This window comes from Herbaspirillum lusitanum, assembly GCF_046025995.1.
Lineage (GTDB): Bacteria > Pseudomonadota > Gammaproteobacteria > Burkholderiales > Burkholderiaceae_D > Herbaspirillum > Herbaspirillum lusitanum_A.
This window is the reverse complement of sequence record NZ_JAQQFM010000005.1, coordinates 226209-242899: the sequence shown is the minus strand read 5'-3', so window position 1 is coordinate 242899 and position 16691 is coordinate 226209. Positions and strand designations below refer to the sequence as shown.

Annotated in this window: 11 protein-coding genes and 1 tRNA gene; 2 read left to right on the top strand and 10 right to left on the bottom strand. The window is 53.2% G+C overall.

Features of this window, described 5'->3' with window-relative positions; translation table 11 throughout:
• Positions 1-79: 79 nt before the first annotated feature.
• Complete coding sequence (locus PQR62_RS12370) at positions 80-940, bottom strand: HTD2 family dehydratase (RefSeq protein ID WP_408158249.1); 861 nt, start codon at positions 938-940, stop codon at positions 80-82.
• A gap of 341 nt (positions 941-1281) precedes the next feature.
• On the opposite strand from PQR62_RS12370, the gene PQR62_RS12365 reads away from it, so the two are divergent.
• Entirely contained in the window at positions 1282-2244 is a 963-nt protein-coding gene (locus PQR62_RS12365; protein ID WP_408158248.1) for a LysR family transcriptional regulator, read from the top strand.
• Between the two features lie 117 nt (positions 2245-2361).
• Here PQR62_RS12365 and PQR62_RS12360 read toward each other — a convergent pair whose 3' ends face one another.
• The gene (locus PQR62_RS12360) at positions 2362-3126 is read right to left on the bottom strand and encodes a sulfite exporter TauE/SafE family protein (protein WP_408158247.1); all 765 of its coding nucleotides are present in this window, start codon (positions 3124-3126) and stop codon (positions 2362-2364) included.
• Between the two features lie 401 nt (positions 3127-3527).
• On the opposite strand from PQR62_RS12360, the gene PQR62_RS12355 reads away from it, so the two are divergent.
• Positions 3528-3617 (top strand) — tRNA-Ser (locus PQR62_RS12355).
• A gap of 171 nt (positions 3618-3788) precedes the next feature.
• Here PQR62_RS12355 and PQR62_RS12350 read toward each other — a convergent pair.
• The 8 genes from PQR62_RS12350 to PQR62_RS12315 form a co-directional block, all read right to left on the bottom strand.
• Entirely contained in the window at positions 3789-5270 is a 1482-nt protein-coding gene (locus tag PQR62_RS12350; RefSeq protein WP_408158246.1) for an SIR2 family protein, read from the bottom strand.
• Positions 5267-5764 (bottom strand): TIR domain-containing protein, encoded by a 498-nt coding sequence (locus PQR62_RS12345; RefSeq protein ID WP_408158245.1) that lies wholly within the window; start codon positions 5762-5764, stop codon positions 5267-5269. Before PQR62_RS12345 ends, PQR62_RS12350 begins: the two co-directional genes overlap by 4 nt.
• A gap of 209 nt (positions 5765-5973) precedes the next feature.
• Positions 5974-7728, bottom strand: a complete 1755-nt coding sequence (locus tag PQR62_RS12340) for an ATP-binding protein (RefSeq protein ID WP_408158244.1) — start codon at positions 7726-7728, stop codon at positions 5974-5976.
• 77 nt (positions 7729-7805) lie between these two features.
• Positions 7806-8765: a hypothetical protein gene (locus tag PQR62_RS12335; RefSeq protein WP_408158243.1), complete on the bottom strand. Its 960-nt coding sequence runs from the start codon at positions 8763-8765 to the stop codon at positions 7806-7808.
• Positions 8766-8767: 2 nt separating this feature from the next.
• Complete coding sequence (locus PQR62_RS12330; RefSeq protein ID WP_408158242.1) at positions 8768-10444, bottom strand: AAA family ATPase; 1677 nt, start codon at positions 10442-10444, stop codon at positions 8768-8770.
• 12 nt (positions 10445-10456) lie between these two features.
• Positions 10457-11632 carry a restriction endonuclease subunit S gene (locus tag PQR62_RS12325; RefSeq protein ID WP_408158241.1) on the bottom strand — a complete coding sequence of 392 codons (1176 nt, stop codon included), beginning with the start codon at positions 11630-11632 and terminating at the stop codon, positions 10457-10459.
• On the bottom strand, positions 11632-13176 hold the full coding sequence (locus PQR62_RS12320) for a type I restriction-modification system subunit M (protein ID WP_408158240.1): 1545 nt from the start codon (positions 13174-13176) through the stop codon (positions 11632-11634). Before PQR62_RS12320 ends, PQR62_RS12325 begins: the two co-directional genes overlap by 1 nt.
• A 32-nt stretch (positions 13177-13208) precedes the next feature.
• The gene (locus PQR62_RS12315; RefSeq protein ID WP_408158239.1) at positions 13209-16658 is read right to left on the bottom strand and encodes a DEAD/DEAH box helicase family protein; all 3450 of its coding nucleotides are present in this window, start codon (positions 16656-16658) and stop codon (positions 13209-13211) included.
• Positions 16659-16691 lie beyond the last annotated feature (33 nt).

The following is a 16691-nucleotide window of genomic DNA, read 5'->3' as shown; positions in this document are numbered from 1 at the left end:
CTGCTTCAGCGGGTCGGCCCACGAATGAATTTGGTAGTGACGGTGTCGCTGGCGATTCAGGGCGCATTCGGACGCACACTCAGGCCAGCAGCACCTCGGCCTGCATCGCCAGTTCGCCGCGCAGATTCTGCGCCCACAGCGTGGCGCTCTTGCCGTCCTCTGCCAGCTTGCCGCAGATCTCGAAGGCTTCGATATCGAACAGCGAGCCGACCGCGCGGAAATTGAATTCGCGCCATTGCGCCTGCGGCATTTCACGCCGCAGCAGATCGGCCAGCAAGGTGGCGATCAGCGGACCGTGCACGATCAGGCCCGGGTAGCCCTCCACCTCGGTGACGTAGCTGCGGTCGTAGTGAATCCGATGACCGTTGAAGGTCAGCGCCGAATAGCGAAACAGCAGCACCGGATCGGGCTCGATGCGACGACGCCATTGGGCATCGGCGGGCGCTGCTTTGGCCGCGACCGCCGCTGCACCAGGCTGCGGCAGATCGCGGTAGACGATGTCGTGTTCTTCGTAGATTGAGGTCTTGCCGCCATGGCCGATCTCATGCGCCACCGTGACAAAAGCCAGATTGCCGGTGCGCCCCTGCTTCACATCCACGCTCTTGATGCGCGAAGTCTTGCTGGCCTGCACGCCGACCGGCAAGTGTGCATCGAAGCGCAATCTGCCCCCGGCCCACATGCGGCGCGGCAAAGGAACCGGCGGTAAAAAGCCGCCGCGCTTGGGATGGCCGTCGTCGCCGACTTCGGATTGGGGGCACACAGTCCAGAAATAAATCCAGTGCCACAGATGCGGTAAAGGATCACCCTGCTTCGGTTGTTGCGGGCCATCCAGCGTGGCCGCCAATGCCGAAGCGAAAGCCGGATTGATATGGTCTTGATGAGTTTCGGTTTTATCCACCCATTGCCTCAGCATGGGCAGATCGAGTTCCTTGGATTGCATGGATGAGCGCCTGAATTGAAGTGCGCCCAGTCTGAGCCTTGCCCTCCGTGCATGACAATCTGTCATTTCTGAAGGGGGGCTACAGCAGAAGTTAAGCCAGCGCACAGCGGCGCGTGCTCTGCCTTTCGGGATTGATGCGCTGCACACCGAAGCCGCCGGACGCAATTCACAGGCGCATCGAGCACTTCGATTGCTGTGTTGCAGCACGCGGAACACCGCCATCACCAGTGCCACGACGCATGCCATTTCGGCGTAACATGAGACGCAATTTCCGGATGCAGTCTATTTGAACGACCGCACACGCCAGACAATTTCACGCATCGCCACCGACGGGATTCATCATGCTTTTCGACCTGACCGATCTGCGCCTGTTCATTCTCATTGCCGAACTCAACAGCCTCACACGCAGCGCCGAGCGCATGAATCTGTCGCTGGCGGCGACCAGCAATCGCATCAAGGAACTGGAAACGCGCTTCGGCATGCGCCTGCTGTATCGCGAACACAAAGGCGTGCAACTGACGCCGGCCGGCCAGACCTTCCTGCAGCATGCGCAGCAGTTCATGCAACAAGTGGAACGCCTCAAGAGCGACATGCAGCAGTACAACAATGGCATCAAGGGTTATATCCGCATCTTCGCCAACACCACGGCGGTGACCGAATTCATGCCGGAGATTCTCGGCAGGTTCCTGACGCTGCATCCGCAGGTCAACGTCGCGCTGGAAGAACGTCTGAATCACGACATCATGCGTGGCATACAGGAAGGCACGGCCGACATCGGTATCGTCGCCGGGCCGGTACAAGGCGATGGTCTGGAGATTCTTAATTTTTCAACCGACCGGCTGGTGCTGGTCACCGCGCTGGAGCATCCGCTGGCCGTGGCCGGAATCGGCCCGATTCCGTTTTCAGACACGCTGGAATACGAACACGTCGGCCTGCACGAAGGCAGCACCCTGCACCACTTCCTGAGCAAGATCGTTTCCGAGAGCGGACAACGACTCAAACTACGCATACAGGTGCGCAGCTTCGAAGCCATGTGCCGCATGATAGAAACCAATGTCGGCATCGGCATCGTGCCGCTGTCGGCCGCGCTGCGTCATCGCCACACCATGCAACTGGCGCTGGTGGAACTCAGCGATCCCTGGAGCGTGCGCGAGCGCAGCATGGTGGTGCAGAACATGGATGCGCTGTCGCTGCATGCGCGCAATCTGGTCGATTTCATCCGCGAACAAACCGCACAGACCGCCGCTACCGAAGACAATGTGACGCCGATAGGTGCTGCGGCCGGCAAGAAGAAAATCGCCTGAGAGAAAAGATATGCATCTCTGGACGATCTGAACACGCGCAAATGAAAAAGGCGGCTTACGCCGCCTTTGAAGAATGATCAGAGCATGATCAGGACAATACCGCCGAGTACCTGCGCATCAGCCGTGAATCATCATCCACAGCGACAACGCAATCAGCGCGCCGCAAAACAGAATCCGCAGACGCCGCTCAGGCAAATGGTGCGCCAGCGCCACACCCCATGAAATGCTGAGCACGCCGCCCAGCGCCATGGGGATCCCCACCGCCCAGTCCACATGCCCGGCGCTGGCATAAGTCCACAAGGCCACCAGCGTCCCCGGCGTCACCATCGCCAGCCCCAGCCCCTGCGCCGCCGTCTGCGTCGCCCCGAAGAACGCCACCAGCATCGGCACCGCCACGATGGCGCCGCCCACGCTGAAGAAACCGGCCGAAGCTCCCGCTGAAATGCCTACGGTAAACATATAATTTTGCGGCAGCAGAATGCCCGATTTCTCGGACTTGTTCTTGCGCAGCAGCGTCCACAGGTAATACAAGGCCAGCAAAGCCATGAACACCGCGAAACAGAAGTGCAGCGTGCGCGCGTTCAGGCTGGTCGCCAGACGTGCTGCAAAATAGGTAGTGAACACCGCCGGTACGCACATCATCAGCGCCGACTTCCACTCGATCTTGTTGCGTTGCTTGTAGCGCCAGAAAGCGATCATCACATTGGGCACGATCATCACCAGCGCAGTACCCTGCGCCAGTTGCTGATCCATGCCATACAGATAACCGAGCACCGGAATTCCGATCAGCCCGCCACCAATGCCGAACAGGCCACCGGCTACGCCGAGCACGGCGCCGAGAACGAAATTGAGCAGACCTGAAATAAGCAGTGAATCCATCATAGGGGTAAAGTACGCGTTCGGCTCAGACGCAAATACGGGCGGCATATCTGAGCATGCCGCTCTGAAAATTGCGCTGCATCTTGCAAAGCCATGTTCGAAAAGGAGACCGTTGTGAGTGGCGTAATTGTATTCGCGCTGGAAATCGGCGTTGTTCTGATCATCGGACTGGCCATCTACATGGTGATGAAAAAATAGCCCCCGCTCGCGGAAGCCCGCAGTGTAGCAGCCGGGCCGAGGCCTCACAAGGACGGGAGCATGCGCAGGCGCATGGCCGCAGGCACACGGCAGCAAGACAGGTCTCGCGGCAAAAATCGTCAAATTTCTCCGAGTGATGTATAATCCGCCGCTCGCTTGCAAGGCTTGGACGTATGCGCCGGCACCAAAGCACAGCAAAAGTTTCAGGAGGTTTGGGTGAGCGGTTTAAACCAGCAGTCTTGAAAACTGCCGACGGGGTGACCCGTCCGTGAGTTCGAATCTCACAGCCTCCGCCAGAACACCATATAGAACGGGCCTCTCAGGCCCGTTCTATATTTAATCCCACATAAAAACCCACATAAAGAAATTGCCATACGATCGTTGCAGGTATGACTTTGTCTTTTTTAATTTCAGCTGCTCGTGGATTTGTGCAGCGATAGCTCGAAGTGGATTTCAGTTTAAATCCGTCAATTCTTAGTTGAGGCTAGCCTTTCAGCGCGCTCCAAAAGGGTTCCAATTGCATCTGAAACCTCTTGGATACTGGCGTCAGGTTTGCCAAGCGTAGCTAATTCCGCTTCACAGTGGATTCCTGGAAGATAGCGATGAGGGTCGGTAGTGGCGGCCTCCCAAATCTTGCGTGCTATATGACCACTAATACCCACTGGAATGATTGGCTTTCCAAGACTTAGTGCTATCTGCACTTCTTCCTCGACACCTGGAGACAGCATCGGAGCATCGTTGTTATCGGCCTTATTACCGGCAAGAACAACAATAGCTCCAACACGGGAAATCAGATCTTCCCGATGACGCTTGAAGGCATCGGCTCTGGTCGATAACGGCGCATTGCCAGGGAACGGCCGAATCAGGATTCGGTCAGCAGGTTGGGCCTGAGTACTTTCATATACTGCGTGGAAGGCGCCTAGAATCGTCTGTTCGGCTATGCCAACACCGAAGCCAGACACAAGGTTAAATCCCCGCCCAATGATAGTAGCCCCTAGCAGACGACTCAGTTGATCTAAGCTCTCACGTCCCAATGGTGCCGGATCCTTTGCAGCTCCGGCAACGAATACTCCTCGACGCATGACGTAAGCCTCAAGTGCCCTCAAAAGATGTGGAATATCGGCGTAATCGTCAACCCAAATGGTTTGAATCCCATAGCGCCGAAGATCTGCACTTTGAAGTTCCGCCTTCCGACGGTCATACTCCATGTCTTCCGAAGGTCGCCGACCTTCTGGGCAGATTTTCGGCGGTCGGCGGGTAATCCAATAGTGGGCACGCTGATTCTGCCCCAGTTGCTCGCGAACCTTTGCCAAAATTCGTTCGACATTAGGGTCTGTAAAGCTAAATCCCAAAAAGAGCAACGTCTTCTCAATGAAATCCCCTTTCAAGCTGTCTGTGAACAACCGGCGCGTTGTGTCGTAGATCTCGTAGTCTTGCTTGGTCAGCACAGCATCATGCGGCTGCGTGATGCAACCGTGCATCTTGTAAAGCGTGATATCACGCCCCCTACGGGCCTGCGCCAAATTCTGGATAGACAGTTTTACTTCAACGCGACGGCCGGCGGTCTCATATGCCTTTTCCAGCAATTGGTCATAGTTAGTGGTCCAGACCGTGTCGATTGGCAAGCGCCCCAAGATGTCATGCACGTGCGTTTTGGTGGCATCTCGAGTGAAAGCGTCGATCAATTGCTGATTTAACTCGTAACGGCCACCGTTTCCGTTGACGTGATATTGCGCCAAGGCAAGTAGATCGTGCTCCTTACCGATGTCTAGATCGAGTTCCTCCGCAACATTGCGTAGGAGTGCCTTCCAGTCTACGAACCCAGCACTTCTGGACACCCCGGCACCGACAAAAAGTGCTGCTTCGCCGTTTAGCACTTTGTCGCCAAAGTTGACGATAAAGCGACGCTGTTCCCGCTCGGCTGCGAATGCGTAGTTTGGCGTATTCAATTTTTACCCCGGATAGCAATCGCACCCTCGATCCACGTCTCAATATTCTTTTTGATGTGGTCATAAACGTCAGTACTCACATTACCTGGTGGGTCATAGACTGTGACGATAGCGGAGAGCTTTCTGCCAGAGGGACCATGCGTGATGAAGTCAAACGGATTTGCGCCTTTACTGCTCGTCTTTCCGTCAACGCCTTTGAGATTGTGAATATGGATACCTAGCACGCCCTTGCCGGCATCCCACCCTTTTACGATCTCGTGATTGATCCACTTGCGATTGGCTGTGTTAGATCCGATCAGAACAACGATACAACTACGCCCGACCATCTGATCAGCGATCCATTTCTCGATCGCCTTTTCTCCTCCCTTGGTGACGGTTTCCCAATCGTTATCGCTCGCGGGCCTGTTGCCCTCAATTGCTCCAATGTTTCTTACCTGCGAAACGCGCCAGTTATCCGGGACATAGTGGAAGCTGTAAAAAACTTTACGTGCCATGATGCACATCCTTTCAGTCTTGAATGGCATCCACACCCTGTGGCTGCCTACGACTTAAGTAATGCGAACACCATGCCAGAGAAAAAATCCTTTTATTTCAAACAGTTAGAAAAGGCTCACATCAGCATAATCAATGTAATTTTCAATTTTAATTACATTATTTCAATAAATATTACCAATAAGGCCGATTGACTTCCATGCAGAGATGCTCACGAGTATGCCGACAATTGCCAACTGATTGCTCGTCGCGCTGATGCAATGACGTCTGTGAACGTGAAAGCCTCGACCTCTGCTTCGCGCTGCGTGGTAGGGAAATCAGGTGATCTCCGCCCGCCTATCAACAGAACCTTGATCGGTTTGGCCATGTGCTTTGAAAGTTCATGCCGATAACTGATAGCTTGGATGTAGTCGTCATGGCTTAGAGCGTGGGACGGGCGTTTGAATTCGATCAACAGGCACAGACCGTTGAGATCTTCATTCAGCAACAGGTCGGGGCGATCAAGGGCCTTGCTCCCCTCGTACTTGCGGCCCAGCGCATCCTCAACTGTTCGCTTGAGCGTCTGATTCGAGCGGAAGAAGGTGTAGGTCATGCCCAAAATCCATAGATTGCGCTCAACCGCCTTGTGCATCTCGACCTCACGCGTTTCTGGATTGCGTGCAAGTGCCTCCAATTCGTCGAGGAATTGCATGCGCGCTTTAGCCTGAGTTACCAGCGTAGCCATGTCAGCCATGCCGAATTCATCGAGTGCCGCCGAGATAGCCACCACATCTCGCCGAGATGCGTCATGGATATGTGACAAGACGGCACCGTACTCTACGTGCTCAATAGCATCGAGCAGCACGTGAACATACTGCTCCAGTTTGCTGGGCTCTTCTCCGTAAAAACGCTCGAGAGTCCTACGCACTGCTTTATCGGCAAACTCACGACGATGCTCTGGCATCGCTGCCAACCTGTCTTTGATCGCCCTGTTGATCCGTGCCTGTGCTAACTGGATTTCACGGCTATATCGCTCCTTGTAAGCAGCAATCAGAATAGGTTGAATCTGCTCGGTGACGGCAGACAACAAGCTGCTGTTCTCGATCACGCTGTCCCAACCCGCGGTAACATGGTCGCGCAGGCCGTCAGCTTGTACCTCGCCATAGAGCTTGGATTTCAGCTTCTGGGGGAAGTCCTCTCGCTCTTCTAAGCCAAAAAAGGACGGCTTTCCCACAACCTTTCCGTCGACCCGCAGCACGATGCCGGCCTGCCGCTGTGCTGACCGTTCATCCGCGATGGCAAACCGAACCTGAACGAGGCCAACGCCAGCAACCTCCAAACTTTGGTCCGTATATGAACCGACAACGTCGTCAACACCAAGCAACTTTCCATCGACGTGCACAGTGAAATCGGCAGCGCGCCCGTACTCAAAGATCAGCACTTGCCGCATCCTCCCTGCATCTGGGAAGGCAAGCTCCCCGTGCAGGGAATACAGCTTAATGGTCGTACCGTGCGACTCAATAGCACACGGTTCTGTTTCTATATGGATAGGCAGGTGCTCAATGTCTTCGACACCAGCAAGATCCTTCATTCGGAGCGTAAAGCGGCTTAACGTTCCACGCGTGCAAGTCTCCAGTGTCATCTCAGTCGCAGCCATTAAGCCTGCGAACTTGCCAATGCCCTTGCGGCCTTTAACAAGACGTTGCTTACCCGCAGTCCTATCGCCGCGTTGCTCGCGCCGATCACGGGCGATGGCGAGATAGTGCGACTCGAGCTCAGCGCGCGTCATACCCGAGCCGTCATCTGCTATGACGATAGGCGCGTCCGTCATCGGCGCAGGCAATGAAATCGAGACGTTCTCGGCATCAGCATCCCAGGCGTTGTCCACCAGTTCCTTGAGTGCCTTCTCCGTCGACGGATATTCTTGACTAAGCAGCCGGGCCAATCTGGAATCAACTTGAAAGCGTGCAGTCTTTGCTGACATCATCTCCCCCTCAATCTGTCAAACAGAAATCTTCGTTGGTAATTTTTCCCTGAAAAAATAGGTAAAAATTTTTTGGTTTATTAGGTTATCTGAATTTTTCGCCGGCGCTGAGGATCACCTTCTGTGAACTCCTGACGGACGTCATCCGTATCGGAAGGAGATAGCATTGACCATCGCGTTGCGTCCCCCTTCTTTGTGGTATCAAAACCGTAGGGGACTGAGATACCCATCAGATTCGAGATAAGGTAGCGATCATGAAACTCATCCCAAATAAACACCTTGATTTTCAATATTTTCAAGACCGGATCTATAGCGACAGCGTCATGAAGCCTGTTTTTCCATTCACTTGCAGAGAGAAGTTTCTCACCTTGCGTAGGTTTAATTTGTCGATGCAATTCAATATCAATACCTGGGTTGACCGCAGCAATTTCTCTGAGAAGGATCAAGAAGTCTTTATAGTTGGCAGACTGCAGATCGAGGTAGGGATCAATGAACATAAGTGAACGGCTGTACTTAATCAGCGGCCGCAAGGTGCTGATGTATGCCGCGACGTTCCGATCGACCTTGATTGAGCAACCGTCACCGGAGAATGGGGAGCAAAATGGAATCTTCGAGATACCTTTGGGCAGGTGCTGATAGTCAGCCGCTTTTAACGGACCACAAAAATCGTCAGTACCGAAAAACTGAGAAATTTCCGGATCCGCCGCATGCGATGCTAGAGCCTCAAGTAACCACCCCATTTCAGCGACGGGGGGAGAAACCCCACTCGCCACTGTCTTGACAATCCGGCCATCCCGCAGGAGCTTTTTCAAGAGTTCGCGCGATCTAATGTGGAGCCCCTCTCGGCGATTTTCCAAGGTGCGCCCCCAATTTCCATCTGCAAGGTCACGTATCACTCCGAACCGCTCTATCCCCTTCCAAAGCACTACCAACGCGACATGCCCATGATTTTCGGCGGCGATGAACTCCCCATTGGCACCTTTGACTCCAAACGCTTCAGGGAAGAAAACATCCGGACTAAAAGCGAATTCACGTAGCATGCTCAGAAAGTCTCCCTGAGGGATTCCTCGAAAAGCCCCTTAGGCCAGGGCTTAAGGAACTCTCCGCGATCATTCATGCGCATTTCCATGATGGCCACACCTTTCCCCTCGTTCTGAATCAGATAGACCGCGATGTCATCAGCGCTCGCGGGGGGAATCTCCTTGGGGAGTTCGCCGTCTTGTGTTTGACGTATGCGCTTCATCATCCGCAGGAGTAATGCCTCACTGTGAGTTTCGATCAGAAAATTGCGCTGGAACTTACGCGCCGCTTGAAGAAATAAATCCCCGAGGCCAACTTGAACGCGAGGATGAATGTGCAGCTCCGGCTGTTCGATTAGCAGCAGAGATGCATGTTGATCTACAGCTGCCGTGACTATGGGAATCAGTTGAGAGAGGCCGACGCCAACGTCGTGCGGAGTCACCTTAACCTGATTTTTCGTGTCGATAAGCCATACACGACGAGTAACGGGCAGTGAATCCACAGAAGCCCAATTGATCTCAAGCGTGGAACTTGCCCCGGGCCGAACCGCGTCTAGATATTGAAGTGGCACCTCCCGTGATTCCTCTCGTTCAAGACCATATCCTGTCCCTAAACGATTCGACTCATACAGCCACGTATGCACTTCGGCGAGATGGCTTTGCGAACTCTCATGAAGACGGTACCAAGCGGCCAGTCCACCGTACCAATCAGCCTCGTTCGCTTCGCTCCCAAGATTCAAGCGTCGTTTGGGTATTGTTCTCAGCGGGCCAATTGCTCGTGAATCAGCTAGTAAGTCACGCAACACCTCTAGAGGCCCAACAATGAGCTCAGTCAAAATGCCAGGTGTCAATTCAAGAAGATCAACATCATCGACCTTATTTCCGAACTCTTCTCCGGAGAGCTCCTCGAACACAGGAGATGAGACAAGCTTCCCCCAACGTGGCAAACCGCTGCGAAATCCAGTTACGGGGTATGTCAGCAGGTCACGATGGGTGCTATGAATAGTGTACTCAGCAGCTAACTCTTTCTTTTTTTCCTCACGACGATTTCCGATTTCCTCTTGGCTAGCCCCAACAAGCTCGGCGTCCAGATCGTCGTCATCTTCGATTCTTGGAATCAACTTTCGTAGATTTAGATCAATAACCTCTGTTGAAGTGTCACCTGTTTGACTTTGGGCCGCTGATACAAGTAACGGGTTTCGAACATTGATGTATGCGAGCCTTTTTCTCCCAGCCGCAGCTTGCACGGTGTCTGGCATCACCAACGCTACATCGACTCCATTCAGGGAAACAAGATAATAGTCAAGCTTAGGGAGGTGATCCTGATCATCAACACTAAAACCGAACTCGATATGGGCGTCTTTGAGTTTGTCGCTAATAGAAATTGCAGATGCTGCTTCATATTCAGGCAAATCAATGCTATCGAGATTCAAGCTATACCCCAGCACCATACGACTCCCAGTACGGTGCTTGTGAAGTAAATTCAAGAACCCTCCGAGATCTATATCATCGGCTGCGTATGGAGAACCCTTTGGATTCAAATCATTATTTTCCAATACGCCCCGCATGAAATGCATCGAATGCAGCACTGAACTCTTGCCTACGCTATTAACACCATAGAGCAAGGTAACGGGCTTGATGGGAATTTCGATCGGACCTTCAATACCTTTAAAATTTCTAATTTGCAAGCCGGTCAGCATGTTTCATACCCCCTATACCTCGGCCGTACCGAAAAACTGATGGCTCAACGCCGACTGAAGCGCCACAGACTCGCGAAGGAACTTTTGCTGCGTATTTAAGCGGATCTGCACTGCCTCAACGATTCTGGCGTACTTGTTCTGCAACTCGATTGGCGGTAGTAGCAATGGAATATCCTGCATCTCTTGGGCGTTTATGTTAGCCATACCAACAATACTCTTTGCACGTCCTGCCAGAGTTCGCTTTCCGTGAGCAGAGTTTAAGTATCCCGAAACATAATGTGGGTTACCGCGCCCATTCATCCGCACGCGAACGAGATAGCCTGCAATTGCCATTGACTCATCCCGCATGTAGACGGCTGTCTTACCCACCAATTCTTTGCTATTGGTCCGATTGAAAAGTAAATCTCCGCGTTGAGCCAGGTATTTGTGAGCAGTCTCACAATCCAGATCCACGTACTTCAAAGACGAAAAATCCCACCCCCCTTCATAGGTGATATTGTTCATTCGGAGAATGGGATACTTGCCAGCTTCCTGACTGGCCTTTTCAGATGTGCCGTAGTTTGCTGATGCAACCACGTCGCGAATGGTACCTAGGTCAAATCCTTTAGGATTGGAACCCGGATCACCAAACATGTGGATGAAAACTGACATCAGGAATTCGTCCGCAAGGCGAAGAGCCTCTTGACGTTTTTGGAGCAGGCCAGCAGCCTTATCAAGAATGCGGGCAATGCGTCGTTGTTCGGCAAGGGCTGGGGGATCAAACAACTGTGTTTTAACTATTTTGTCCGAAACTGCCGGGTACGTAGCACCAGTAGCCCGCTGAACCAGTCGCCGCACAGTTGACTCGGAAGAGAGCCAATGGAAAAGGAAACGCTCGTTTAGAAGATCGCGATCAGGGCGAAGTACGCAGAAACCAGTTGATGCAATTGCGCCGTCTAGCGATTCCGGAACCAAGGCTACAGTATTCAGATTTGGCCTAACAGTAGAAACTATTACATCTCCTGTAGCAAGAATTTGGCGGGCTCGACTGGGTGCAATATCCGTGGTCAACACCTGAGGCGAGGCAATTTTTCGCTGATCACGATTAATCGCAGAAATATCAACGTAGGTAAATTCGTTTTCGCCGAACACTAACGCAGGATCTGCACTTCGCACAGGAAGAAGAAATGATTGAAGAGTGCTTGACATCAGATTAGACCATCCAGATCTTCGATGTCAGACTGAATCTCCACCTCCAATAGGCGCAGCCTTTCCAGTAGTTTCCGTGGCGATTGGTGCTTTTGAATCTGGAAAACTTGCTGACTATATCGATTAATCGCAAGATCAAAGCCCCCAGCCCGAATCTCATCTGCCGGGACTTGAAATGCCTTCGCGGTGCGATCACTGAAATTGCCTATTCCTTCGCACCAGTCTCGATACTTCGCTAACACATCCGGCAAGTCCCCCTTACCGTCACCGATCTGCGTCCGCTTGTCATCTAGCGTGAACCCGTCCGACTGCAAATCGTAGAAGAACACAGATTCAGTCTTGCCGCCTTTAGCAAATATAAGGATAGCAGTAGACACACCGGCATATGGTTTAAACACACCAGAGGGTAACGAGATCACCGCTTCCAACTGGTTGTTCTCAATCAGATGCTGGCGTAGCTGTAAATGAGCCTTGCTGGCGCCGAAAAGAACTCCATCCGGAACAATAGTGGCACTACGGCCGCCGACTTTGAGCATGCGCAAGATGAGCGCCATGAAGAGTAACTCGGTCTTTTTGGTTTTAACGATACGCAACAGGTCTGGAGCCACATCTTGTTCATCCAGACTACCTTTGAACGGGGGATTGGCGAGAATCAGATCGAAGGCCCCCTTGGAGCCTTTCGGATGACGATCCTCAAAACTCTGGCTTAACGTATCTTGATAGTGTACGTCGGGCTCGCCAACGCCGTGCATAACGAGGTTCATGCTGGCAATGCGCAGCATCGTGGCGTCAAAGTCGTAGGCGTGAAACATGTCACTGTCTACATGCTTACGATGGCCTTGCTGCGAGAGCAGATCACCGCTATAGGTGATGTGCTCTTCCCCATCCAGCAGCTCTACATGTTTACCGGCCTCACTGGTGTACTCACGCAGGAGGTAGTCGTAGGCTTCGACAAGGAAGCCGGCGGTACCGCAAGAGGGATCACAGATTCGGTCAGTGGGTTGAGGCTGCATCAGGGCCACCATCAAGCGGATGATGTGCCGCGGCGTGCGGAACTGGCCATTGATACCGGCGGTGGTGAGCTTGCTAAGCAGGTACTCGTACAAGTCGCCTTTGGTATCGCCCCGCTCCAGCGGCAGCTCTTGCACTGCCGCCACGGCTTTGGAGAGTAAAGTCCCCTTTTGAATCATTAGCTGCGCATCTTTCATGAAGGATGCGAACATGCTGCCATCACCGGTACTGCGCTCGGCCAAGCGTCGGAAGTGTGGGAACACGCGGTCCCGCACATGGGGCAGCATCTTCTCGCTGCCGAAATGGCGCCACGTCTCCCAGCGGCAGTCCTGATCGTCTTCGCCGAAGCGGCGTGCAAAGGCATGGCCGGTCAATGAGGCACGCTTTTCGTCGGCACGCTCCTTCATGTCAAGCAGCCGGCTGTACATAAGGAAGGTGATCTGTTCGATCACTGTCAGTGGGTTGGTAATGCCGCCAGTCCAGAAATCTGTCCAGAGGCTGTCAATGCGGCTCTTGAGAGGCCCAGTGATCATGATGATGGTGCTTTCTACTATTTAACTAATTTTTAACTATCGGTCGCCTGCCGCAATGGTTCGCCAAACCCGCGCACCAATGCCACTACTTCATCGAGTTGGTGTGGGCTAGGGAAAACGCCACCAAGACCTTCAGCGTGCAGGGTGTTGAACGGTGCATCGAAGAGCTGAGCTACAGCAATGGCTCCGAACTGACGAATATGGTCCTTGAGCATCGAAAGGAAGCGCAATTGCTGGCTGCTCAGCGCGTGAGCCTGTGCAAACAAAGTGAACTTGGACTCGACGGCCTCATGATCCAGACCGACGATGGCACGCAGAATATGAGCCAACGGAATAGCCGTGTCAGGGAAAAAGTCGCGTAAGACGGACAAACTCACGTCTGGGTTGAGAGTGTGAAGCAGGCTATTGAGCTTGTCTAGTTCGTCCTGCGTGATGGTATCCCCGCTTCTTACCTTGAGCAGAACCGGATCTGTCTCAAATAAAGGTTCTAGCGCTGCTTGTACGGCCTTGCGATAAATGCCAAAGTCCACCGACTTTATGTTGGTGGGACGAATATGGGCCTGATACTCAGCCCTCTCCTCCTGAATGTCGAGTACGACCGTCGGGAGCGGTGGCTGAAAAACTGGCGCTTCTGCCAGTACCATCAGCTCTCGCAACGCCACGCGCATTGCATCCAGCGCCTCAAAGCTAGGTTGCTGCCAGAACGCTTCAGAGCGCAGCGTCTTGAGCTCTCCTGCTTTGGCCCGAACTGGATTCAGGTGTGGCGGTAGACGATCTATCCATTCAAGGACGTCGGCCCGATGCGGATTAGGCTTTTCAGGAGTGGCAATGGCAGCTGCCTGCACCTTGGCCAACAAGAGATCCCAGCGCAAGGCGTCGCCTTGGCCGCGTACATCGACAGCACTCATCAATGGGGCCACTGAATCAGTTAGCAATTGACGCGTAGTGGGAGCAAATTGATGGACCAGCTTGACATCACGCGCTTGTTGCACAGCTTTCCAGTTTTCGCGCACTGCAATAGCACCGTCGGGAAGGGATGCTGCATCTTGCTGAATTTGACCGGATAGTAAATCAAAGGCAGCAAGGTCAGACTTGGCTAATGCGAGAGTCGCGAGCTCGATACGAGCCTCATAGCGGCGTTGCGTCAATGGCTTAGGCGTAGACGGCTCTGCCTCTTCAATATTTAGGTCGTGGAATTCGAAGTTGTTCCAGTGATCAAAGATCAGGAATTCGCCTTTATCCTTTCCAGGGCCGAAGAGGTTTTTGCACAGTCGAGTACCGCGTCCTATCATCTGCCAGAACTTGACCTTGCTTTTTACCGGCTTGGCGAAAACCAAGTTGACTACTTCTGGCACATCGATGCCGGTGTCCAGCATGTCGACGGAGATAGCGATGCGTAGGTCGCCATTCGGTTCTTTGAACTGGTCAATCAGCTCCTCGGCTCGCGCCTCTTTGGAATGGATCACCCGGCAAAACTTGCCGGCAAACTGCGGGTACATCTCGTTAAACAGTTCAGCCATCATCCGGGCATGATCGATGCTACGAGCGAAGACGATACTCTTCCCCGGTAGTTGACCATCGGCGTCACGCACGCCGTGATCCATGAGATTGCGCAGGATGACGCGGTTGGTATCCTTATTAAAGACGGCGTCGTCGATTTCCTTCGCATCGAAATCCAGGGTGTTGGGATCAATACCTTGGTCTTCGAGCTGACCGATTTGCTCGTCAGTCAGATGGGCTGTCTTGATGCCGTCACGAAGAAACTTAGTGGTATGCGTGACGACGCGAAAAGGCACTAGATTGCGATCCTGAATGGCCTGTTCCAGCGGGTAGTTGGCTGTAGGCAGTTTGTAGTCGCAACCAAAAAGGCGACACGTGCTGCGGCTAACCATCTCAATCGGAGTAGCTGTTAAACCTACCTGGATAGCATCGAAGTACTTGAAGAGATCGCCATACAGGTTGTAGATCGAGCGATGCGATTCGTCGGCAATGATCAAGTCGAAGAAACCTACATCGAATGACTCATAGTCGTTGATCAGCCCCTGGTAGATACCGATATAAATACGCGCATCCATCTTGCCTATGTCATTGGTTTGACCAATGACATAGATAGGTTCCTGGACAAAGTCGTTGAACGCATTTTTCGCTTGCTTTCTCAACTCTTTGCGGTCGCAGAGGAAGAGCACTCGCTTAACCCAGCGTGCATCTATCAGCAACTTCGCCAAAGCAATGGCGACGCGAGTTTTTCCTGTTCCTGTGGCCTGAACCACTAAAGCGCGGCGGTGGTGCTGGGCGAACCTCTCAGCAACGCGGGTAATACTCTCAAGCTGATATAGGCGACCAGCAATATTGGCATCTGGGCGTACGCCGTTGAGCAAATCCAACTTCTCGCGGCGCTGAAAACCCACACGGTATTGCAACGTGTCTTTTGAGAAGAAGCCAAATACTGCGCGGGGCGGATAACCTCCGACGTCGTCCCAAACCCAAATATCATGGCCGTTGGTATAGAAAATCATCGGCCGTTGGCCGTGCACCTTTTCCAAGGCATCGGCATAGAGCTTCGCCTGCTCTTGCCCAGCGCGCGCATCGACCAGAGTTTTCTTAGCTTCTACGACCGCTAAGGGTTTGCCGTTGTCATCCCAGAGTACATAGTCACAGTAACCCTTGCCAGTGGCTGTGGGTTGATAAGGTACTTCAATCTCCTGTCCAACAGATTCGCTGCTGGCTTTACCGGGTGGAACGCTCCAACCTGCCATACGGAGATCGCGGTCGATCAACCATTTACGTGTATTGTCTTCCGAGAAGCGCAGTCGGTTGACTGCGTTAATCGAGGCTTGACTGGTAAATTGCAGCGCCTCCGCGCTGATAGGCATGCTGAACTCAACTGCAGGGGCGCTCACCCGGTCAGCAGCTCTCAATGCTTCGAGCTCTTCCAGCGCTTGCCGCAACCGCTCTTCCTTAAGTTTATTTTCCTCCGCAAGGGCTTTTGCTTTGCGCTTGAACTCAGCCTTGCTATCGATGCCTTCGAGAGGTGGCTGCTGGAAATCAGTGAAGTCCTCGATTTTGCCATCGAGAAATGTCACGTGAAGCCACCGAGCGAGCTGCCAAGCCTCCTGAACGCATCGCACGGCATCTGCTGCTTCCACGTCTTCACCGTGCGCGCCGCGATTACCGAGGCGGCGAAGTAGATGTAGTTTGTCCAATACCAGCGGCTGAGCGATAGTTCTAAAACTAGCGTTCTGCAGCAAGTCCACAAAGTTAGACTGTGGAACTCGTTCCAGCTTGAGCTTGAAATACAGACGGTCAACGAGGCGCTCGGAAAAATTGCGCAACTTAACAAGCGCGCTCTCCGGATCCGTGTGAGCGTAGTGCTCCGCGTATCCGCCCATATTGGCAAGTTCAGGATAGACCGCGCGCAGCGGCTCGAAATTCAGCGATTTAATGTCTTGCATTGACATCTGGCTAGCTCTCGTGGCGTTCATGCCTTAGATTCTGCGAAAACCGTGCCAGCCTCC